This window comes from Agromyces sp. NPDC056965 (assembly GCF_042673425.1).
GTDB lineage: Bacteria > Actinomycetota > Actinomycetes > Actinomycetales > Microbacteriaceae > Agromyces.
On the sequence record NZ_JBHURI010000022.1, the window covers coordinates 12,348 to 33,069 of the forward strand.

Below are 20,722 nucleotides of genomic sequence, written 5' to 3' on the forward strand. Positions count from 1 at the left end.
GACTACTTGGACCCACTGACTCCGCCGCCGTCGTCAGCTCCGGGCGAACCGGAGCGTCACCAGCTGGAACGGGCGGAGATTGAGCTCGGCACTCGCACCGTCGACCCCGATCAGCGCAGTCGGCTCGGCGATCGTCCGTTCCAGCAGATCGCTCTCCACGATGCCGCCGACCTCGCAGTCGACGGTCACGACCCCCTGTGTTCGCGCGCCGCGCGCTTCATAGAGCCGCACGACGAGGTCGCCGGAACGGTCCTCCGCGAGCTTCACCGACTCGATGACGATGCTCGGCGAGTCGCTGCGCACCAGTGCCGACACCGCGGAGGCCCCGACGACCGCTCGGAGCGGCAGGTTCAGCCGGTATCCCTCCTCGGCGGCGTCGAGCACATCGGTGCCGATCGCGATCGAGGAGCGCAGCCGGTGGCGACCCTGATCGCTGTGGGGGTCGGGGAAGAGCGGCGCACGCAGCAGCGACTGACGCACGAGCGTCGTCGTGCCGCCGTTCGATCCGGCCACGCGCGTGATGTCGTGTCCGTAGGTGGAGTCGTTGGCGATCGTGACGCCGAACCCCGGTTCGGCGACGTGCACCCAGCGATGCGCGCAGGTCTCGAAGCGGGCGGCGTCCCACGAGGTGTTCACGTGGGTCGCGCGGTGCACGTGACCGAACTGCACTTCCGACGCCGCGCGTTCCGCGTGGACGTCGACCGGGAACGCGAGCTTCAGCAGCTTCTGCTTCTCGTGCCAGTCGACCGTGGTCTCGATCTCGAGCGCCGCGGCGTCACCCGTCAGGGTCAACAGCTGCGACACCGTCGAGGCGCCGAAGCGGCGCTCGACCCGCACGGCCGCCCGCCCCGGGTCATCCGTCACCAGCTCGACCGATTCCACGTCGCGCAGCTCGATGCCGGATCTCTGGTAGTGCTGGTCGATGTCCCAGGCGTCCCACTGGGTCGGGGTGTCCCGGAACAGCTGCAGGAGGTTGCCGGGCCGACCGGCCGGGATCGCGTCACGACCGGTCACGACGTCGACGAACGAGGTGAGCAGTCCGTGCTGGTCGATGACCACGCGGACGCGAGCGTTCTCGAGCACGAAGCCGCCGGCCGACTGCTCCGCGTGCACGGCGGGCGTCGTGTCGACGACCCCGGCCGACATCGCCGCGACGCCGGACACGGCGAACGGCGAGGCGTTGAACACGACCGGGCCACCGTCGAGCGCGGCGTCGGCACCGACGTCGAGCGCGGCGATCGACGCGGCGATGAGGTCCTCGAGCTCGGCCGCGATGCGCGCGTAGTTCGCCTCGGCCTCACGGTGCACCCACGCGATGGAACTGCCGGGCAGGATGTCGTGGAACTGCAGGAGCAGCACCGCGTGCCAGAGCTCGGCGAGCTGCTCATGCGGGTACTCGGCACCGGCGCGCACCGCCGCGGTCGCCGCCCAGAGCTCCGCCTCGCGCAGCAGGTGCTCGCTGCGACGGTTGCCCGCCTTCGTCCGCGCCTGCGAGGTGTACGTGCCCCGATGGAACTCGAGGTAGAGCTCGCCCGACCAGACCGGCGGGTTCGGGTAGTCCCGCTCGGCCTCCTCGAAGAACGCGAGCGGCGAGGCGACGCGCACCGTGGGCGAACCCTCGAGCGACGCGGTCCGCGCAGCGGCCGCGAGCATCTCGCGCGTCGGCCCTCCGCCGCCGTCGCCGAACCCGAACGGTACGAGCGACACGTTCGAAGCGCCCTTCTCGGCGTACTGCCGTTGCGCCTTGGCCAGCTCCTCCCCCGAGAGCACCGAGTTGTAGGTGTCGACGGGCGGGAAATGGGTGAAGATGCGCGAGCCGTCGATGCCCTCCCACGAGAAGGTGTGATGCGGCATCGTGTTGGTCTCGTTCCAACTCGTCTTCTGCGTCAGGAAGTAGCGGGACCCGGCGGCCGTGGCGATCTGCGGCAACGCCGCCGAGTAGCCGAACGAGTCGGGCAGCCACACCTCGAGCGGCTCGATGCCGAACTCGCGCATGAAGAACGCCTTGCCCGCGAGGAACTGCCGCACGAGCGCCTCACCGCCCGGCATGTTGGTGTCCGATTCGACCCACATGCCGCCGACCGGCACGAACCGGCCTTCCGCCGCTCGAGCCCGGATGCGCTCGAACAGCTCGCGATAGTGCTCCTTCATCCAGGCGTACTGCTGGGCCGACGAGGCCGCGAAGACGAATCCGGGGTCCCGGTCCATCAGGTCGAGCACGTTCGAGAAGGTGCGGGCGCACTTGCGGATCGTCTCGCGCACTGGCCACAGCCACGCAGAGTCGATGTGCGCATGACCCACCGCGACCACGCGGTGCGCGCTTGCATACGCGGGTTGCGCGAGCACCGGGGCGAGGATCGCGCGTCCGAGCTGCGCGGTGCCCGCGACATCCTCGGGGTCCATTCGATCGACGACCGACTCGAGGGCCCGCAGGATCTCGGCGGTCCGCGGCAGGTCGTCGCTCAACTCGTTCATCAGCCCCGTGAGGGTCCAGATGTCCGCCTGCAGCTCCCACACCTCGGTGTCGCGCACGGCGACGTCGACCCGTCGAAGGCGGTAGATCGGCTCCGTGCCGGCCGTCGACTTGTCACCGACCGGGGTCGGTCGGAAGCTCCAGTCGCTGCCGACATCCGGATTCGACGCGGCCTCGATGTAGAGATCGATACGACCGCCCGGACCCACGTCGACCGGCACATGGTCGTTGAGCGGTTCGATCGCCTTCACGATGCGACCCGACGGATCGAAGACCAGCCCCTCGGCCTGGAACCCGGCCTGGCCGGAGAGGAAGCCGAGGTCGACGACGAGTTCGATGACGCCGGCCCGCCCGGCCCACTCGACCGGCACCTCGCCCGTGACGTGGAACCAGGTCGTGCCCCACGGCTTGCCCCACGGCGAGCCGACGGCGAACGGACTGAAGGCCTGTGCCACGGCCTCCGCGAACGGCACCGGCTCGTCGGGCACCTCCCACGCGGTGAGCGTGAGCGGGGCCCTCGCGACGTGGATGGCGGGCTTCACGCGTTCTTCCACGAACCGGGCGATCCGGGCGCGGACGAGGGTGGAGTTGTCGTGCATGGAGCATGTTTCCTATCGAGTGGGGTGCGATCAGCCCTTGACGGCGCCCGCGAGTGCGGACGAACCGCCCAGCACTCGCGAGACGAGCACGTACAGGGTGATCACGGGAACCGAGTAGAGCAGGGAGAATGCGGCGAGCTGGCCGTAGGCGACGGATCCGTACTGGCCGAAGAACGCGAAGATGCTCACCGCGGCGGGCAGCTTGTCGGGCGAGAGCAGCAGTACGAACGGCACGAAGAAGTTGCCCCATGCACCGATGAACACGAAGATGAACACCACCGCGAGCCCCGGTCGCATGAGCGGCACGACGATGCGCGTGAGCGTGGTCATCATCGAGGCGCCGTCCATCCAGGCGGCCTCCTCGAGCGTGACCGGAACGCTGTCCATGAAGCTCTTCGTCATGTAGATCGCCATCGGCAGGCTCGTCGCCGCGAGGAAGAGGATGGTGCCGCCCATCGAGTCGATCAGGTTGAACGCGACGAAGAGGCTGTAGACGGGCACCATCATCGCGGTGATCGGCAGGCAGGTGCCGAAGAGCACGCCATAGAGGAACGGCTTGTTGATGCGCATCCGATAGCGCGACAAGGGGTACGCCGCGAGCACCGCGACCACGACGGTGATGATCGCGCAGCCGGCGGAGAGGATGAGGCTGTTCAGGAGCGGGATGAATGCCTTCTCGGGCGTCATCACCTCGACGAAGTTCTGCAGGGACACCGCATCGGGCAGCTTGATCGAGAGCGTCGCGCGTTCGTCGACCGATGCCAGCACCAACCAGACGAGCGGCAGGGCGAAGGCGACGCCGACGAGCAGGAGCACGCCGTTGGACACGGTGCGGAGGCTGCGCCGGCTGGGAGAGGTCATGCCCATCTCAGTCCACCTCCGGCTTGAGCGCCCGCAGGTACACGATCGAGAACAACGCCCCGACGAGCAGGAGGATGGTGGCGATCGCCGTGCCGAACCCGAGCTTGCCGAACTGGAACGCCTCCTGGTACGCCAGCACGGGCAGCGTCGAGCTGTCGGTGCCCGGACCGCCGCCGGTCATGACGAAGATCAGGGTGAACACCGAGAGCGTCTGCAGCGTCGTGAGCATCAGGTTCGTCGAGATGCTGCGCCGGATCATCGGCACCGTGATGAAGGCCAGCCGTTGCCAGCCGCGTGCGCCATCGACCTCGGCCGACTCCGTGATCTCGGGCGGCACGTCCTGTAGCGCCGCCGAGTAGACGAGCATCGAGAACGCGGTCCCGCGCCAGATGTTCGCCAGGATGACCGCGAGCATCGGGGTCGCGTAGAGCCAGTTCGTGCCCTCGAGCCCGATGGAGGCGAGCAGGGTGTTCAACGTGCCGGTGTCGTTGAAGAACGCGTAGGCGGCGAATGCGGCGACGATCTCGGGAAGCACCCACGCGCTCACCACGAATGTGCCGACCACACCTCGGGCGAACCCGTTCGACGATCGCATCAGGATGGCGAGACCGAGGCCGATGACGTTCTGTCCGATGATGGCCGACGCGACCAGGAAGAGGAGCGTCAACATGACCGACTTCGGGAAGTCGGGGTCGGCGAAGAGCTCGATGTAGTTGGCGAACCCGACGAACGACGCACCCTGCGCGGCGGACCCGGTGAGCGAGGCATCGGTGAACGATCCGTAGAACGAACTGATCACCGGCCCGAGCAGGAAGATCGTCAGGAGCACGATCGCGGGCAGCAGCGGAATGCTGCGCACGAGCGATCTGCGGGCACCGGCCTTCGACCGGCCGGGCCGGGGAACAGGTCCCCGGCCCGGCGCGGTGTCCGGTCGCGCCTGGGCGAGCGTGGCCATCGGCTACTTCGCGCCCGTCGTGTTCTCTTCGCCGACGATCCCGACGACCGCCTCGTCGTAGGCGGCCGCGGCGTCGGCCGGGCTCTGCTGCCCGGTCATGACGGCTTCCATCGCGATCGTGATCTCGCTCGAGATCTTTCCGTAGTCACTCGTCGCCGGTCGGAAGTTCGTCACGGCGACGATGTCGGAGAAGAAGCCGAAGGTCGGGTTGGCGGCCTGGTAGTCCGGGTCCTCCGAGACGTCGCTGCGCACCGCGATCTGGCTGGCGGCGATGTCGTAGGCCTGCGAGTTGTCCTTGTCGAGCGCCAGCGCGATGAAGTCCCACGCGGCATCCTTGTTCTTCGACTTCGAGCCCATCGCGAGCGTCCAGCCGCCCGACATGCTCGTCGCACCGGGCTCGTCGCCGTCCTGGGTCGGCATCGGCGCCTGTGCCATGACCTCGCTCCACTCCGGCCACGGTGCCGTGCCGGTCTCGAGCCAGGTGCCGCTCAGCCACGACCCGTCGAGGCCGATCGCGAGGGTGCCCTGCGGGAACCACTCGCTCGAGACGAGGTTGCCGACGTTCTTGTCGAGCGCCTGCTCGGGGGTCGGGCCGAGTCCGCCCTGGTAGAGATCCTCGATGAAGCCGAGGGAGTCCTCGAACCCCTTGGAGCCGGTCACCCACTTCTTCGCGTCGGTGTCGTACAGGGTGTCACCGGTGCCGTAGAGCAGCATCTCGAACCCCTGCATGGCCGCGGCCTCGCCTTGAGCCTTGCCCGAGTAGACGTTCAGCGGAACGACGTCGGGCAGCTCCGCCTTCACGGTCGCGGCCGCATCGAGCACGTCGGCCCACGTCTTCGGCTCCCACGGCACGGGAATGCCGGCCTGCTCGAAGACCTCCGTGTTGTACCAGAGCGCTCGGGTGTCGGTGCCCATCGGGATGCCGTAGGTCTTGCCGTCGCCGCCGAGTCCGGCGCCCTTCGCGTTGTCGTAGAAGGCCGCCCAGTCGTCCCACGACTCGGTGTACTCGTCGAGCGGGGCGAGGTAGCCGGCGTCGGCATCGGATTCCACCATGAACGTGTCCTCGTACATGACGTCGGGCGCCGTCGAGGCGGACTGGTTCATGAGCGCGAGCTTGGTGAAGTAGTCGTTCTGCTGCGCCTCGATCGGCACGAGCTCGACGGTCAGGCCCTCGTGCTCCGCCTCGAACGCGGCCTTGACCTCCTTCATGTGATCGTCGAGCTGGGTGAAGGTGCCGAACTTCTGGTAGGCCACCTTGATCGTGTCGGATGAACCGCCGTCGCCGGCTGAGCATCCTGAGAGGGCGAGCAGGCCCGCTGCGGCGAGCGCCACGGTCGCCGTGAGTGTGTGCTTCATCGAATCTCCTTGTGGTTCCTCTGGGTGGGTGCCTCGTCGGCGGCTGCCCTGCCGCGGTCGACGACGCCGTGAAACGGATTCCTCCGGGTGGATGCCGCCGGCATCCGCCCCGCTAGTACAGGTCTCGCCACTGGCGCGGCGACCAGGCGAGCACCGCGAAGATCTGCGTGACGGCGGCCTGTTCGAGCAGTTGCGTGTGGTCGCCCTCGAAGGCGAACAACCCGGTGGCGGGGTCGCGGTGCTCCGACCAGACCTCATCGGCGTAGTCCTGCATCGCCGTGCGGTACTTCGACCCGCCGATCTCCGACTCGAGCAGCAGGAGGTTCTTGAAGAAGATCGAGTTGAAGAAGGCGGGCTGGTCGGCCAGCCGCCCGTCGGTGACGTAGTAGCGATACGCCGCGTCGGCGATGCGCACGGCCTCGTCGAGGTAGCGCTGGTCGCCGGTCGCCTGGTACAGCAGCACGTTCACGCCGACGGGTACGCCCTGGTTGTACGACCAGACGGTGGGCTCGATGGTCCCGGCCAGGTCGACGTGATCGGAGTACAGGCCGTCGGGGCGCTGCAGGTTCTCGTTGGTCCAGTCGTACATCCGCAGGGCCCAGTCGAGGTAGCCCTGCTCCCCCGTGATCTGGTGGAGTCGGAGCCCGAGCTGCGCACCGGGCATGTTCGACACCGTGTTCCGGTCGCTGCTCCACGGCGCCTGGGTCCAGAAGACGCCGCCCGGGTTCGGGTGACTCGGATCGGTGTCCCAGCCGGAGACCACGAGGGCGAAGATCTCCTCGGCGCGTGCCAGTGCGGCGTCGTCTCCGTCGGTCAGGTACCGCTGCACATCGAGCAGTCCGACCCATTCGTTGTCATCGTAGAAGTAGTCGCCGCCGTCGCCGTACTCGCCGACGGGGTACGAGGCGTAGCCCGGGAGTCCGGTGGTGCCGCCGTCGGCATCCCAGTAATGCTCCTGTGCAGCGGCCGCCGTCGCGAGTGAGTCGTCGTAGTGACGACCGATCAGGGGCTGGTTCGCGAGATCCGCGATCGCGATGTGCGCCTGGGAGAACGGCCATTCGAAGGCATAGGGGCGGTCTTCGGCGCCGGCCGGAACCTGTTCGAGGTAGAGCCCGCTTCCGTCGTCGACCGCGAAGTGCCGCTGCATCGCCTGGAACGCCGAGTGGGCGCGCACGGCGTTCTGCACCCGGTCGATGATGCCGTGTCCGGCTCCGGTTCGATCGACCGGCTCTGGTGGGGCTGCGGAGGCGGGGGCGGATGCCGCGAACAGAAGTGCCGATGCCGCCGCGACGGCGACCGTTCCGGCCAGTGCCTTCTTCATGGATCTCCTTCGATTCCAAGTGGTCTCCCGCTCCGGCTCCGATGCCGACTGGGCCCATCCCGCATAACTAAAACGCATGGACTTATTCTTGTCAACCACTTCTCCGCACGTCGGCCGGGCTCGCCTCGTGCCCGCCGTCGCACGAGGCGAGCGGCCGCTTCGACCGACTCAGCCGGAGATGAGCAGTGCCGACGGACGCGGCGAGAGCGCGTCGTCGAGCACCAGGCACGCGGCACCGACCGCGGCGACGTCATCGCCGATGGTCGAGACCGTCGCGGCGATCGGGTGCGTCGTGACGAGCGCGTCCGACGAGTTGACCGATGCCGAGATGCGGCCGAGGATCCGTGGCGACACGCGATTCCAGTACGGGCCGCCGAAGACCACGGTGTCGAGGTCGAGCAGGTTCGCGATGGTCACGACGGCGACGGCGACCCGATCGGCCATCTCGTCGAGGACCGTGGATGCATCGGCATCGCCGGACGCCGCCAGCGCCGCGATCCTCGCAAGGCCCTCGTCGACCTCACGCCCGTCCAGACGATCGCCGGGCGCCGCGATCAGGCCCGAGGAGATCGCCCGTCCGACGATCCTCCGCGGCATGATCGCATCACCGAGGCATCCGCGCCGGCCGCAACTGCAGAGCGGCCCGTCGGGATCGACGATGATGTGCCCGGCATCGCCGGCGTTGCTGGTCGCCCCGCGAACGGCCTCATGCGCGATCGCCAGGCCGACGCCGACGCCCGTCCCGTAGTAGAAGAACATGAAGTCGTCGCGCTCATGGGCCGAACTCGTCCAGAGCTCGGCGACGGTCGCGGCCGTCACGTCCTTCTCGAGCAGCACCGTGAGGCCCGTCGCCGCCGCCAAGGCGTCCCTGAGCGCGACCCCGTGCCAGCCCTCCAGGAGCGGCGGGTCGAGCACGACCCCACGATCGAGGTCGAGCGGACCGGGGGCGGCGATGCCCACCCCGAGCACGCGGGCCCGATCGACGCCGGCCTCGTCGATGATGGCCTCGATCGCGTCGCGCATGTCGAGGATCACGCGATCGGGCGTCACCCCGGAGGGCGTCCTCGTCGAATGGTGCGCGACCACTCGTCCGTCGAGATCGAGCACGACGTAGGTGATCACCGCGGGGTCGAGGTGCACGCCGATCGCGTATCCGCCCGTGGGGTCGAGCTCGAGGATGATGCGCGGCTTCCCGACCCCGAGGATGCGCTGCCCCGCCTCGCGGATGATGCCCTCGTCGAGGAGTCGGCGTGACACGTTCGACACGGTCTGCGCGCTGAGCCCGGTCTGTTCGGCGATCTCGACCCGGCTCAGGCCGTCGCGAGTGCGCCGGATCGTATCGAGGATCACGATCTGGTTGAAGCCGCCGAGCGCATGGACGTTCGTGCCTCGTCGCATGCCTCACCCCCTCGAGCGGTCCGCCACCAGTATGCCCGTCGGGCGGTGGATGGCGGGCAAGCTCGGCGCGGCTCGCGCGTCAGCGCGTTCGGACGTCAGTGCGCGTTCGGCCGTCAGTGCGCGTTCAGCAGCGTCCAGGCCTCGAGCGCAGCGGCCATCTCGGCCTGCTTCTTGCTCGACCCCTCGCCCGATGCCTCGACGAGGTCGCCGACGGTGACCGTGGCGACGAAGTGCTTGTTGTGGTCGGGTCCGCTCTCGGCGACGGTGTAGACCGGCGCCGTGGCTCCACGACGCGCCGCGATCTCCTGCAGGCTCGTCTTCGGGTCCATGGCGGCGCCGAATCGTGCCGGGTCCTTCATGAGCGGCGCGACGAGACGCAGCACGAGCTCAGTGGCGGTGTCACCGCCGGCGTCGAGGTAGACCGCTCCGATGATCGCTTCGACCGTGTCGGCGAGGATCGACGGCTTGTCTGCGCCGCCGGTCATGGTCTCACCCCTGCCGAGCCGGATGAATCGGCCGACGCCGATCGCACGACCGACCTCGGCCAGCGCGACACTCGAGACGAGGCTCGCCCGCCGCTTCGCGAGCTCCCCTTCGTCGAGATCGGGGTGGTCGCGGAAGAGCTTGACCGTGACGGCCTGCCCGAGGATCGAATCGCCGAGGAACTCGAGGCGTTCGTTGGTCGGGATGCCGCCGTTCTCGTACGCGAATGACCGGTGCGTGAGCGCGAGCTGGAGCAGGGCGGGATCGATCGAGATCTGCAGGCGTTGCTGCAGTTCCTCGATCGCCTGATCCACTGCCCCGTTGAGCTCCGTTCGCGTCACGACCGGTCGTTCGGGTATCTGGGGCCGACTAGACGTCGGCGACCTTGCGGCCCTTGTACTCGAGGAAGAGCGGGGTGCCCGCCGAGTCCTCGACGACCTTGGCGCGGTGAGGAAGGCTGTAGGTGACCTTGCCGTTCTCGACCGTCTTGACCAGGGTGGGGACCTCGGCCTTCCACTGCGCGCGGCGCATGTGGGTTCGGGCGCGTGACTTCTTCCGCTTCGGAACAGCCATGACTATCTCTCTTCTCTCTGCTGGTCGGCGCCGGATGCGTCATCCGGGCCGCTGTCTTCGGAAGCCTGGAACCCTGCGAGCGCGGACCATCGTGGATCGCTGTGCTCAGGGGTAACGAGTTCCGGATGATCGGCCAGTCGGAGCCCGGTCTCGAGGTCGAGTCCCGGGCAATCCGGTCGGCACACCGGCTGGAACGGCAGTGCCAGCACTACCGCATCTCGGATGAGTGGTTCAAGATCCACGTGGTCGTCTTGAACCTCATACTCGATGGCTTCCCCAGAATGATACCCGAAGAGTTCTTGGAACTCGACTTCGACGGGCAGGGCGATGTCGATCAGGCATCGGCCGCACTCCCCTTCGGCCACGGCGTCGACCTCTGCGGTGACGAGGATGCCCTCGTGCACGGACTCGAGACGGACGTCGATGTCGAGCTCGGATCCGGCCCGGACGGCGACGAGCCCCTCGCCCATCTGGTCGCCGGCGGCGACGGAGAAGGGGTGCTCGCGCATCTCACCGGGACGGTTGACGAGGTCGCGGACGTTCACGCGGAACGGCGAATACTTGATGGCCACGATCGACGAGTCTACGCGCCGAGGGATGGGCGTTCGCCGAACGCCCGGCGTGCGGCGTCGAAGAGCGATCGCGGGGCCAGCATCGCCCGCGCGCGCACCGCCGGCGCGGCATCGGCGAGCAGCGCCGCCCGCACGTTCGCGACATCGCGGAGCAAGTCGGTCGCCGGCGCCGGCGAGGCGGCATCGGGACCGTATCGTTCGCGTTCGACGGCGTCGCGGAGTTCGAACAGGGCGACCCTCGCCTCGCCGGCGCCGAACGCCGCACGCTCGGCGACAGCGGCTGCGAAGGCACGGGCCGTCTCCGCGTCGTCGCCGCCGGCCCCGAGATCGCGTGCCGTCGCGATGACCTCGTCCCACGCGGCATCCGCCGGCCGCTCGCCCTTGCCCACGCGACGGCGGCGCGTCCAGCGCTGGCCGAGGCGCAGCATCGCCGGCAGGAGGAGCACGAACAGCGCGACGAGCGCCACCGGCAGTCCGCGCTGCCACCACGCGTCCGCCGTCGCGGCACCACCGGCCTGCCCGGCGAGCCCTCGGTCGGGGTCGAGTTCGGGGCGACCGCTCTCACCGGGGGTGACGGGCGCCGTGCTCGGCGCCGCAGCGCCGGTGCCGTCGCCCGCGCCCGGTCGCGAATAGTCGGGCACCGTTCCGCGACCCGGTGTCGGCTCGAACGGCACCCACCCAACGCCCTCGAAGTAGAGCTCGGGCCACGAGTGGAGATCGTGCGAGTCGACCTCGACCCGCTGCACGCCGTCGACGCGCTCCTGCGTCGGCGACCCCTGCGTGTACCCGAGCGAGATGCGCGAGGGGATGCCGATCTCGCGTGCGAGCACCGCCATCGTCGACGCGAAGTGCACGCAGTACCCGGACTTGCTCTCGAGGAACTGCGCGATCACGTCGAAGCCGCCGCCGTCGTAGCCCTCGGCGACCGGAGCCTCGGTCGAGTAGTCGAACTGGGAGGAACGGAGGAAGGACTGGATCGCCACGGCTGCGTCGTAGCGGGAGGCGGTGCCCGCGGTCACCGCGGCGGCCGTCTCGGCGATGATCGGCGGCATCTCTTCGGGCAACGCGAGATTTCCCTCGAGTTCGGCAGGCACCTCGGTGCTCGCGTCGCGAAGTTGCGCGACCGTGGGATCCACCTCGAGTCGGGTGGCCCGGTAGCGCTGCCCACCCGTGTTCGTGTCGACGCTGCGCACCGAGAGCGAGCCCTCGTCCCAGAACCAGGAACCGCTCAACCCCTCGACGCGCGCCGTCGGATAGGGAACGGGCAGCCAGGTCGTGCGCACCTCGTCGATGATCACCTCGATCGGATGCTCCGCGGTCTCGACCTCGTCGGAGAGCCCCTCGGGCCTCGGCATCGCATCGACGGTGTTGTCGCCGTCGACGGCCGCGTCGCTGGCACCCCAGACCTCGCCCTCGAACTCGTCGAGCGTGAGCAGGGTGAAGTAGGGGCGGTCGGCGTCGCGCGCGAAGTAGTGGAACGCGGGGCGCGCCTCGGGCCTCCGGAGGTCGCGTCCGAGGTCGATGAACGGGCTGATGCCGCGCCCGAACAGCGTGCCCTGGCTCGGCGACCCGAGCAGCAGGCTCGATGAGATGCTCGGCGTCGATGCGGCCAGGATCGAAGCTGTGAGCAGGCCGACCGCGGCGAGGCCGAGGGATGCCCCCAGGGTCGAGACGATGGGCACCCGGTTCGGCGGCACGATCGTCGCAGCGTCGTCGCCCTCTGCGCCGGCCGCGAGGTGCGCACGACGCCGTACCCGGACGTCGATCCTGAGCAGGAGCAGGTACGCCGCGGCGGTGAGCACGAGGGCGGGGGCCTCGGCGCCCGCCTCGATGATGAAGCCCGGCACGACGACGGGCACGAGCGCCGGCACCGCGGCGAGCGCCGGCACCCTGAGGGTCTGCACGAGCACGTCGACGACGAAGGCGAGCAGCCCGATGCCGAGCGCGAGCGCGAACAGGAGCGGCGGCACGGGGATGGCCGGAACCGACTGCTGCTCGATCGTGCGCTGGGCGCCCGACATGAGGTCGCCGAAGACCTCGAAGGTGCCCTGGGTCGGGATGACGAGCGCGATGCTCGTGGCTCCGCCGAACACGAGCGTGAGGAGGGCGAGGAGCACCACGAGTTCGAGCACGGGCACGAGGGAGGCGGGGGTACGCAGGGCGCGCAGGCCCGTGCCGGCGAACAGCACGCCGCCCGCGATGAACGCGCACAGCCACCACCATCCGCTGCCCGCGATGAGCGGACCGAGCGCCATCGCCGCGGTCGCGAGCAGCAGGAAGGACGCCGCGGTCAGCGCGAGCCGTTGCGCACGTGACAGGGGAACCGGGTCAGGGCGCATCGTGCGCCCCCGGTTCGGCCGGAGTACGACGCGCGCCGGTGCCACGCGGCGCCGCGGGTTGCTGGCGGGTCGTCCCGGACCACGCCGACGCCATCTCGGCGGCCCGGCGCACCCGCACGACACGCCAGTCGGCCTTCTCGAGCAGTTCGACGATGCCGCCGGACACCCCTTCGGTCGCGAACACCACGGCGGGTTCGATGCTCGATCGCAATGCGACGAGCGAGCGAGCGTCGTGTTCGTCGGGATCGACGAGCACGGCGAATCCCGGCATGCGGGCGTCACGACCGCGCGATCCCCCGGCGTGCGCCCCGGCGGACGGCTGTGTGCGAGCGCCGGCCGAACCGGAGGGCCCATCGAGACGCGCGAGGTCTTCGAGCAGGAGCCGATCGCCGCCGGGCATGCGATAGCCGGCACCCGACTCGCCTGAGGCGAGACCGCGCTCGGGGTCGTCGAGGCGGTCGCAACGCACCCGGTACCCGTGTTCGAGCAGGTGCATGCCGATCGATGCCGCGACCTCGACGCCGAGTTCGAACCCGAAGTGCGGCCCGTCGTCGCCGTCACGACGATGGATCGCCTGCTTCGCCCGCCCGGCGAGCGTCGTGTCGAGGATGATGCGAGCCTCGGGGTCGCCGCGCTGCTCCTCTTCGCGCACCATGAGCTCGCCGCGACGGGCGGTCGCCGCCCAGTTCACCCGGCGCAGCGGGTCGCCGTAGCGGTATTCGCGGGCGATGAGCTCGTCGGAGTTCGGGTGCGTGCGCAGCTGCAGTCCGTTGAGCACCCCGTCGACGCTCGCCGCCGAACCGAGCGCCGTGTCGAGCGGCGTCACCCTCGGGGTGACCACGACCTCGTGGGCGGTGCCGACATCGCGATCGACCCGGGCGAGGCCGAACGGGTCCGCGATGCCGACGCGGAGCGGGCCGATCGGGTACACGCCGCGTCGCGGCATGCGGAGGCGGTACTCGACGCGCACCGTGTCGTCGCCCGAGGGCAGCATCGACTCGTACGGCCCCATCGCCGGCAGGATCGCCTCGGGTGCCGCCGTGAGCGCCGTGGGCACGCCGTCGCGCCAGTGCGCCCCGTCGAACGTGCGGCGTGAGCGGTTCTTGATGACGAGCGCTACCCCGGTCGAGCCGCCGGCCTCCACGACCGGTGGCGCGAACCTGCGCGTGACGGCGAGGCTCGGCTTTCGCAGTGCCACGAAGAGGGCGGCCACTGCCGGCATGGCGATGCCGACGAACGCGAGCACGAGCACGTCGCGTGAATCGAACCAGAGCGAGACGGCGAGCAGCAGGACCCCGACGATCACGAGCGTGGCACCCCGGCGAGTGAGTCGCGGCCATGTCGCGATTCGAGCGGAGCGGGGGTGCCACATGTCAGTTCCTTCGTGCGCTGCCGACCGGAACCGGCGTCTCCCCCACGATGCGGCGCACGATGGCGTCGATGAGCGGCCCGCTGTCGCGGTCGTGCGCCCCGACCGCACGACTCGTGGGAACGAGACGGTGCGCGAGCACGGGCACGGCGAGCGCGTCGACGTCGTCGGGCAGCACGAAGTCGCGGCCGTGCATCGCCGCGTGCGCCTTCGCCGCGCGAATGAGCTGCAGCGTGGCCCGCGGGCTCGCGCCGAGCCGGAGCTGACGGTCTTCGCGCGTCGCGCGCGCCAGGTCGACGGCGTACTCCTTGACGGGCTGCGACGTGAACACGTGCTGCACCGCCTCGATCATGCCGCGGAGCTCGTCGAGGTCGACGACGGGCTGGAGCGTGTCGAGCGGACTCGACGTCTCTCGCGTGGAGAGCATCGCCAGCTCGTCGGCCGATGAGGGGTAGCCCATCGAGATGCGCGCCATGAACCGGTCGCGCTGGGCCTCTGGCAGTGGATACGTGCCTTCCATCTCGACGGGATTCTGCGTGGCCATGACGGTGAACGGCGGCTCGAGGCGGTAGGTCGTGCCGTCGGCGGTGACCTGGCGCTCCTCCATGCACTCGAGCAGGGCCGACTGGGTCTTCGGGCTCGCCCGGTTGATCTCGTCGCCGATCACGATGTTGGCGAACACCGGCCCGCGCTTGAACTCGAATCGCCGGCTCGCCTGGTCGAAGACCGAAACGCCGGTGACGTCGCTCGGCAGCAGGTCGGGCGTGAACTGGATGCGGCTGACGGTCGCGTCGACCGAGCGGGCCAGGGTCTTGGCGAGCATCGTCTTGCCGACGCCCGGCACGTCTTCGATGAGGAGGTGGCCCTCGGCGAGCAGCACGGTGAGTGCGCTCGTGACGGCCTCGCGCTTGCCCGCGATGACCGCCTCGACGTTCTGCACGATGGCGGCCGCGCGTGCACCGACCTCGTCGATGCCCATCTGCGCCGCGACGGCGGTGGTCTCGGTCATGGCGTCATCGCCGCCTGGAGGTATTCGGCCACCGCGGTCGGCACGTAGGGTGCGACGTCGCCGCCGAGCGCCGACACCTGTCGCACGAGCGAGCTCGAGACGTGGGCGTTCGCCGGGTCGGGCAGGAGGAACACGGTCTCGACCCCCGCGAGGTGGCGGTTGACGATCGCCATGGGCGTCTCGTACGCGACGTCGAGCTGCGAGCGCACGCCCTTCACGAGCACGGAGGCGCCGACGTCGGTGCAGTAGTCGACGAGGAGCCCCATGCTCCACGACGCCACGACGATGCGCCCACGGATGCCGGCTTCGGCGATCGATCGCTCGATGAGCGAGACCCGCTGCGCGATCGGCAGGAGGGCGGACTTGTCGGGGTTGTGCACGACGACGACGTGCAACTCGTCGTAGAGCCCCGCCGCCCGCTCGATGACGTCGAGATGGCCGAGCGTGACGGGGTCGAACGATCCTGGGACGACGGCGATCCGCTGCATACGCAACAGCGTACTGCCCGCGAAGCCTCGCGCGAGGGGCTGTGGAGAGTCTCAGCCCTTGCTCAGGTACCCGCTCGTCTCCTCGTCGAGACGGCGGCGCACCGCGGCCGCGAGCGCGGGATGCGATGCGAGTCCGTCGCCGCCCTCGAGCACCTCGTGCGCCATCTCGCGCGCCTCGGCGATGAGGTCGCCGTCGCGGGCGACCTTCAGCAGCTTCAACGACGAGCGCCCGCCCGACTGCACGGCGCCGAGCACGTCGCCCTCCTGCCGCAGCTCGAGGTCGGCCTGGGCGAGCTCGAAGCCGTCGAGGGTCGCCGCGACGGCCTCGACGCGCTGCAGGGCGAGCGACCCGGGCACGGCGGAGGTCACGAGCAGGCAGAGGCCCGGCACCGAGCCCCGGCCGACCCTGCCGCGAAGCTGGTGCAGCTGCGAGACGCCGAACCGGTCGGCGTCGACCACGACCATGGCGCTCGCGTTCGGCACGTCGACGCCGACCTCGATGACCGTGGTCGCGACGAGCACGTCGATCTCGCCGGCCGAGAACGCGCGCATCGCCGCGTCCTTCTCGTCGGCCGACATTCGACCGTGCAGCGGCGCGATTCGCGTCTCGGCGAAGCGCGGATGGGCGCGCAGCTCCGCGAGCACGGCGACGACGGATGCCACGGGCGCCGCGGCATCCGCCTGGCCCTCGCCGTCGGTCGACACGACCCCCGTCGCGCCCGCCGGGCCCTCGTCTTCGACGACCTTCGCCTCGATGGCGGGGCATACGACGAACGCCTGCCGACCGAGCGCGAGCTCTTCGGCGAGCCGCTCCCAGATGCGCGGACGCCAGGTCGGCCTGATCGCGAGCGGCACCACCTGGGAGGTGATGCCCGCGCGGCCGGCGGGGAGCTCGCGGATCGTCGACACGTCGAGGTCGCCGAACACCGTCATCGCGACGGTGCGCGGGATCGGCGTCGCCGTGAGCACGAGCACGTGCGGAGGGCTCTGCCCCTTCAACCGCAGCGCCTCGCGCTGCTCGACGCCGAAGCGGTGCTGCTCGTCGACGACGACGAGGCCGAGATCGGCGAACGAGACGTTGTCTCCGAGCAGCGCATGCGTGCCCACGACGATGCGGGACTGGCCCGCTGCAGCGCGAAGGAGGGCCTTCTTGCGCTCGGCGAGGGGCAGTTGACCCGTGAGGAGGGTCGGCATGAGCTCGGCCGCCAGGTCGGGGCCGAGCATCTTCGCGATCGAACGCAGGTGCTGGCCGGCGAGCACCTCGGTCGGCGCCAGGAGCGCCGATTGACCGCCGGAGTCGGCGACGGCGAGCATCGCACGGAGCGCGACGACGGTCTTGCCCGAGCCGACCTCGCCCTGCACGAGCCGGTTCATCGGCACGGGCTCGCCGAGGTCGTGCGCGATCTCGCCGCCCACGTCGACCTGGTCGCCCGTGAGCGTGAACGGCAGCGCGGCGTCGAACCGCTCGAGCAGGCCGCCGGGCACCGGCGTTCGCGCGACGGTCGTGTGCGTGCGGAGTTCGGCGCGGCGCTCGAGCAGTGCGGTCTGCAGCACGAAGGCCTCGGTGAAGCGCAGCGTGCCGCGGGCCCGCTTCCAGTCGCCGTCGCGAACGGGCCGGTGCACGAGTTCGAGCGCCTCGCGGTGGGCGAGGAGCGACTTCGCCGCACGCACCGAGGCGGGCAACGGGTCGTCGAGCGGGGCGAGGCCGTCGAGCACGAGTTCGACGGCCTTCGCGATCTGCCAGCTCGCGAGCGTGCTCGTCGCGGGGTAGATCGGGATCGGGGCTTCGGCCCACCGCTTGGCCGCCGCATCACCCGCCTCGAGCGGCGTGGCGTCGTCGAAGAGCTCGTAGTCGGGGTGGGCGAGCTGTCGCTGACCCTTGTAGTCGCTCACCTTGCCGGCGAAGATGCCGCGTCGGCCCGGCCGCAGGTCGGCGGCGCGCCAGCGCTGGTTGAAGAACGTGAGCGTGAGCACGCCCGTGCCGTCGGTGATCTTCGCCTCGACGATCGACCCGCGGCGGGCGCGCATCGACCGTTCGCCGACCTCGATCACCTCGGCGATGATCGTGATGTTCTCGTCGAGCGGCAGCGTCGCGAGCGCGGTGAGCTCGCCTCGCATGGCGTAGCGCCGCGGGTAGTGGGCGAGGAGGTCGCCGACGGTGCGGTGGCCGAAGCCGCGCTCGAACGCCTGGGCCGTGCGGCCGCCGAGCGCACCCGACAGGCGGGAATCGAGGGTGAACGAGCCGGGTGCGATCTCGCCGCCCGTCGTCGCTTCGCGCCCCTCGGTCATGGCTCGATCGTAGGCTCCGCCTCCGTCAGCGCGGCGAGCTCCGCCTGCACGTACGGGTCGTTCGGACGGGCGGCGGCGAGCTCCTGCTGCATCGCGAGGGCCTCGTCGGTGCGTCCGAGGCTGCGCAGGCACCTCGCGACCGACCAGCGGGCGACGTGTCGCTGCTCGGCCGTGCCGTAGCTGTCGGCGGCCACGACGGCCTGCTCGAAGTGCGAGAGCGCAGCCTCGGCCCTGCCGCCGTCGTGCATGGTCCAGCCGAGGTTGTTGTGCAGGGCGACGCCCCAGCGCAGCTGGCGTGCGTCCCGCACCCCGTCGAGCACGTCGAACCCCTCGGCCGCCCACTCCTCCTCGTGTCCGGCGTCGTTCAGCGCGAGCATGTGCAGGGCGTCGAGCACGAGGAAGGTCGATCCGGCGAGCGCCGCCTCGCGCACGCCGCGAGTCAGCTCGGGCACCGCGTCGGCAGGGCGCCCGGCGGATGCCGCGAGCCGGCCCCGCTCGATCGCCACACGTGCCCGGAGCTCTGCGGCGTCCTTGCCGCCGTCACCGGCGGGAACGCCCGCCGCCACGTCGTCGAGCACGGCCAGCGCCTCGTCGATCCGGCCCTGGATGCCGAGCGCCCGTGCGAGCTGCGTCGCCATGACGGCGCGCAGGTGCGCGGAGTTGCCGTCGTCGTCGGCGGCCTCCCTGAACCGTTCCTCGCTGGCTGCCGGGTCCCCGAAGTCCCAGAGTCGGTCGATCATCTGCTGTTCGGCGCCGCGGTGTCGGGACGGTTCGGCGGGCACCTGGTCGGTCGAGTCATCCACCCTCCCATCATGGCAGCGCGCGGACGTCGGCCGAGCATGCCGCGCATCCATGCATCACGGCAGCGCCGAGAGGTCGGCCGAGCATGCCGCGCATCCATGCATCACGGCAGCGCCGAGAGGTCGGCCGAGCATGCCGCGCATCCATGCATCATGGCAGCGCCGAGAGGTCGGCCGAGCATGCCGCGCATCCATGCATCACGGCAGCGCCGAGAGCCCCTCATGGCAGCGCCGAGAGGTCGCCCGTTATGCTCGCCTGAGCATGACCCGCATCATCGCCGGATTCGCCGGCTCACTCACCCTCCGGGTGCCGCGTTCCGGCACCCGTCCCACGAGCGACCGCGTGCGCGAGGCGATCTTCTCCGCGCTCGAGGCGCGAGATGCCCTCGACGGCGCACGCGTGCTCGACCTGTACGCGGGTTCGGGCGCGCTCGGACTCGAAGCCGCGAGCCGCGGCGCGACCGATGTCGTGCTCGTCGAACGCGCCAAGCCCGCCGCCGAGGTGTGCCGCGCCAATGCCGATGCCCTGCTGAAGGCGGCGAGAGGCGGGCATCGACCGCACCTCCGGGTGGCCGTGCGCCCGGTGGCCGCCTACCTCGAGACCGCCGCGGCCGGTGTCGACCTCGCCTTCATCGACCCGCCGTACGACCTCGACGAGGCCGCGCTCGCGCGCGACCTCGAGTTGCTCGCGCCGCTGCTGGCGCCCGATGCCGTGGTGATGGTCGAACGGAGCTCCCGCTCCCCCGAGCCCGCATGGCCCGACGGCATCGAGCCCGAACGTCGCCGCGACTACGGCGAGACGACGCTCTGGTGGGCCACCACGGCTCAGCCCGTGCGGCCGTCCCAGCCCGAGTAGGGATCCCACCCGGCCGAGTCGATCGCGACGCCGTCGACGAAGAGCCGGCCCGCGGCATCGGTCACGTGCCCGATGCGTTCGAACGGTTCGGGCAGGAGCGTGCCCGCCTGGAACGTCGCGAGCAGGCCGTGGTCCTCGCCGCCCGCGAGGGCGAGCCGCGTGTCGGGCCCGAGCGCCGCGGCCGAGAAGTCGATGCCGACGCCGCTCGACTGGGCGATGCGACGCGCGTCGCGGGCGAGCCCGTCGGACACGTCCAGCATCGACGTCGCTCCGGCGACGGCGGCCGCGACTCCGGCGGAGACGGGGGGCGACGGCGCCAACTGCGCGGCGATGAGGCCGGGGTGGCGGGCGCGCAGGGCGTCGGCCGCGTCGGGATCGGGTTCGCCCGAGGCATCCGTCGCCTCGTCGAAGAGCAGGGCGAGACCACGGGCGGCGTCGCCCCGAGCACCGGCATGGGCGACGACGTCGCCCGGGCGGGCGCCGCTGCGGGTCACCGGCGGCCGCCCCTCGAGGTCGCCGAACGCCGTCACGGCGATCGTCAGCACCGCGGAGGCGGTGAGGTCGCCGCCGACGACCCCGGCGCCCGGCGCGAGGGCGGCGAGGCACTCGCGGAGCCCGTCGGCGATGCCCTCGAGCACCGAGGCGTCGAGCGCCGGCGGGGCCGCGATGGCGACGACGAGTGCGGTCGGCCGGGCTCCCATCGCCGCGACATCCGTCAGGTTGGTGGCCGCGGCCTTCCAGCCGAGCTCGAACGGCGTCGACCAGGCGAGCCGGAAGTCGGGGCCGTGCACCATGAGGTCGGTCGTCACGACGAACCGCCCGTCGGCCGCGGCGACCACGGCGGCATCGTCGCCGGGGCCGAGCAGTGCCGCCTGCGCCGGACGCAGCCGCGGCAGGATGAGCGCCAGTGCGGCGTCCTCGCCGAGTTCGCCGACGGTTCGGTGCTGGGCTGCGGGGGCGGCGCGCTCGGGCTCGTGCATG

17 protein-coding genes are annotated in these 20,722 nt (G+C 70.6%); 1 reads left to right on the forward strand and 16 read right to left on the reverse strand.

Going from position 1 to position 20,722, the window contains the following annotated elements; translation table 11 throughout:
• Window positions 1–33 precede the first annotated feature (33 nt).
• From ACFTQE_RS07690 to ACFTQE_RS07760, 15 genes are all read right to left on the reverse strand, one after another.
• On the reverse strand, window positions 34–3,072 hold the full coding sequence (locus ACFTQE_RS07690; RefSeq protein WP_376924490.1) for an alpha-mannosidase: 3,039 nt from the start codon (window positions 3,070–3,072) through the stop codon (window positions 34–36).
• Window positions 3,073–3,102: 30 nt separating this feature from the next.
• A complete protein-coding gene (locus tag ACFTQE_RS07695) occupies window positions 3,103–3,933 on the reverse strand; it encodes a carbohydrate ABC transporter permease (protein ID WP_376924491.1) in 831 nt (276 codons plus the stop codon).
• A gap of 7 nt (window positions 3,934–3,940) precedes the next feature.
• Window positions 3,941–4,888: a carbohydrate ABC transporter permease gene (locus ACFTQE_RS07700; RefSeq protein WP_376924492.1), complete on the reverse strand. Its 948-nt coding sequence runs from the start codon at window positions 4,886–4,888 to the stop codon at window positions 3,941–3,943.
• 3 nt (window positions 4,889–4,891) lie between these two features.
• Window positions 4,892–6,244 carry an extracellular solute-binding protein gene (locus ACFTQE_RS07705; RefSeq protein WP_376924493.1) on the reverse strand — a complete coding sequence of 451 codons (1,353 nt, stop codon included), beginning with the start codon at window positions 6,242–6,244 and terminating at the stop codon, window positions 4,892–4,894.
• Window positions 6,245–6,356: 112 nt separating this feature from the next.
• On the reverse strand, window positions 6,357–7,565 hold the full coding sequence (locus ACFTQE_RS07710) for a glycoside hydrolase family 76 protein (protein ID WP_376924494.1): 1,209 nt from the start codon (window positions 7,563–7,565) through the stop codon (window positions 6,357–6,359).
• Between the two features lie 168 nt (window positions 7,566–7,733).
• On the reverse strand, window positions 7,734–8,963 hold the full coding sequence (locus tag ACFTQE_RS07715; protein ID WP_376924495.1) for an ROK family protein: 1,230 nt from the start codon (window positions 8,961–8,963) through the stop codon (window positions 7,734–7,736).
• Between the two features lie 113 nt (window positions 8,964–9,076).
• Window positions 9,077–9,760 carry a ribonuclease III gene (gene rnc / locus ACFTQE_RS07720; RefSeq protein ID WP_376924515.1) on the reverse strand — a complete coding sequence of 228 codons (684 nt, stop codon included), beginning with the start codon at window positions 9,758–9,760 and terminating at the stop codon, window positions 9,077–9,079.
• A gap of 55 nt (window positions 9,761–9,815) precedes the next feature.
• Complete coding sequence (gene rpmF, locus ACFTQE_RS07725; RefSeq protein ID WP_022891802.1) at window positions 9,816–10,019, reverse strand: 50S ribosomal protein L32; 204 nt, start codon at window positions 10,017–10,019, stop codon at window positions 9,816–9,818.
• Window positions 10,020–10,021: 2 nt separating this feature from the next.
• On the reverse strand, window positions 10,022–10,591 hold the full coding sequence (locus ACFTQE_RS07730) for a DUF177 domain-containing protein (protein ID WP_056009712.1): 570 nt from the start codon (window positions 10,589–10,591) through the stop codon (window positions 10,022–10,024).
• A gap of 11 nt (window positions 10,592–10,602) precedes the next feature.
• Complete coding sequence (locus ACFTQE_RS07735; RefSeq protein WP_376924496.1) at window positions 10,603–12,930, reverse strand: transglutaminaseTgpA domain-containing protein; 2,328 nt, start codon at window positions 12,928–12,930, stop codon at window positions 10,603–10,605.
• Window positions 12,920–14,302, reverse strand: coding sequence for a DUF58 domain-containing protein (locus tag ACFTQE_RS07740; RefSeq protein ID WP_376924497.1), 1,383 nt, complete (start codon window positions 14,300–14,302; stop codon window positions 12,920–12,922). The genes ACFTQE_RS07735 and ACFTQE_RS07740 overlap by 11 nt, the downstream gene beginning before the upstream one ends.
• Window position 14,303: 1 nt before the next feature.
• On the reverse strand, window positions 14,304–15,278 hold the full coding sequence (locus ACFTQE_RS07745) for an AAA family ATPase (protein WP_376924516.1): 975 nt from the start codon (window positions 15,276–15,278) through the stop codon (window positions 14,304–14,306).
• Window positions 15,279–15,304: 26 nt separating this feature from the next.
• The gene (gene coaD / locus ACFTQE_RS07750; RefSeq protein WP_375833841.1) at window positions 15,305–15,796 is read right to left on the reverse strand and encodes a pantetheine-phosphate adenylyltransferase; all 492 of its coding nucleotides are present in this window, start codon (window positions 15,794–15,796) and stop codon (window positions 15,305–15,307) included.
• Window positions 15,797–15,847: 51 nt separating this feature from the next.
• Window positions 15,848–18,085, reverse strand: a complete 2,238-nt coding sequence (locus ACFTQE_RS07755; protein ID WP_376924498.1) for an ATP-dependent DNA helicase RecG — start codon at window positions 18,083–18,085, stop codon at window positions 15,848–15,850.
• Window positions 18,082–18,888: a tetratricopeptide repeat protein gene (locus ACFTQE_RS07760; RefSeq protein WP_376924499.1), complete on the reverse strand. Its 807-nt coding sequence runs from the start codon at window positions 18,886–18,888 to the stop codon at window positions 18,082–18,084. The genes ACFTQE_RS07755 and ACFTQE_RS07760 overlap by 4 nt, the downstream gene beginning before the upstream one ends.
• Before the next feature lie 259 nt (window positions 18,889–19,147).
• Between ACFTQE_RS07760 and ACFTQE_RS07765 the strand changes: the two genes are divergently transcribed.
• Entirely contained in the window at window positions 19,148–19,741 is a 594-nt protein-coding gene (locus ACFTQE_RS07765) for an RsmD family RNA methyltransferase (RefSeq protein WP_376924500.1), read from the forward strand.
• On the opposite strand, the gene thiL is transcribed toward ACFTQE_RS07765, so the two are convergent.
• On the reverse strand, window positions 19,711–20,721 hold the full coding sequence (gene thiL, locus ACFTQE_RS07770) for a thiamine-phosphate kinase (RefSeq protein ID WP_376924501.1): 1,011 nt from the start codon (window positions 20,719–20,721) through the stop codon (window positions 19,711–19,713). The genes ACFTQE_RS07765 and thiL overlap by 31 nt on opposite strands.
• Window position 20,722: the final 1 nt, after the last annotated feature.

Coding starts and splice junctions, on each gene's coding strand:
- ACFTQE_RS07690 (WP_376924490.1), bottom strand. CDS start 3,072: ATGCACGACAACTCCACCCTCGTCCGCGCCCGGATCGCCCGGTTCGTG.
- ACFTQE_RS07695 (WP_376924491.1), bottom strand. CDS start 3,933: ATGACCTCTCCCAGCCGGCGCAGCCTCCGCACCGTGTCCAACGGCGTG.
- ACFTQE_RS07700 (WP_376924492.1), bottom strand. CDS start 4,888: ATGGCCACGCTCGCCCAGGCGCGACCGGACACCGCGCCGGGCCGGGGA.
- ACFTQE_RS07705 (WP_376924493.1), bottom strand. CDS start 6,244: ATGAAGCACACACTCACGGCGACCGTGGCGCTCGCCGCAGCGGGCCTG.
- ACFTQE_RS07710 (WP_376924494.1), bottom strand. CDS start 7,565: ATGAAGAAGGCACTGGCCGGAACGGTCGCCGTCGCGGCGGCATCGGCA.
- ACFTQE_RS07715 (WP_376924495.1), bottom strand. CDS start 8,963: ATGCGACGAGGCACGAACGTCCATGCGCTCGGCGGCTTCAACCAGATC.
- rpmF (WP_022891802.1), bottom strand. CDS start 10,019: ATGGCTGTTCCGAAGCGGAAGAAGTCACGCGCCCGAACCCACATGCGC.
- ACFTQE_RS07735 (WP_376924496.1), bottom strand. CDS start 12,930: ATGCGCCCTGACCCGGTTCCCCTGTCACGTGCGCAACGGCTCGCGCTG.
- ACFTQE_RS07740 (WP_376924497.1), bottom strand. CDS start 14,302: ATGTGGCACCCCCGCTCCGCTCGAATCGCGACATGGCCGCGACTCACT.
- ACFTQE_RS07745 (WP_376924516.1), bottom strand. CDS start 15,278: ATGGGCATCGACGAGGTCGGTGCACGCGCGGCCGCCATCGTGCAGAAC.
- coaD (WP_375833841.1), bottom strand. CDS start 15,796: ATGCAGCGGATCGCCGTCGTCCCAGGATCGTTCGACCCCGTCACGCTC.
- ACFTQE_RS07755 (WP_376924498.1), bottom strand. CDS start 18,085: ATGACCGAGGGGCGCGAAGCGACGACGGGCGGCGAGATCGCACCCGGC.
- ACFTQE_RS07765 (WP_376924500.1), top strand. CDS start 19,148: ATGACCCGCATCATCGCCGGATTCGCCGGCTCACTCACCCTCCGGGTG.
- thiL (WP_376924501.1), bottom strand. CDS start 20,721: ATGCACGAGCCCGAGCGCGCCGCCCCCGCAGCCCAGCACCGAACCGTC.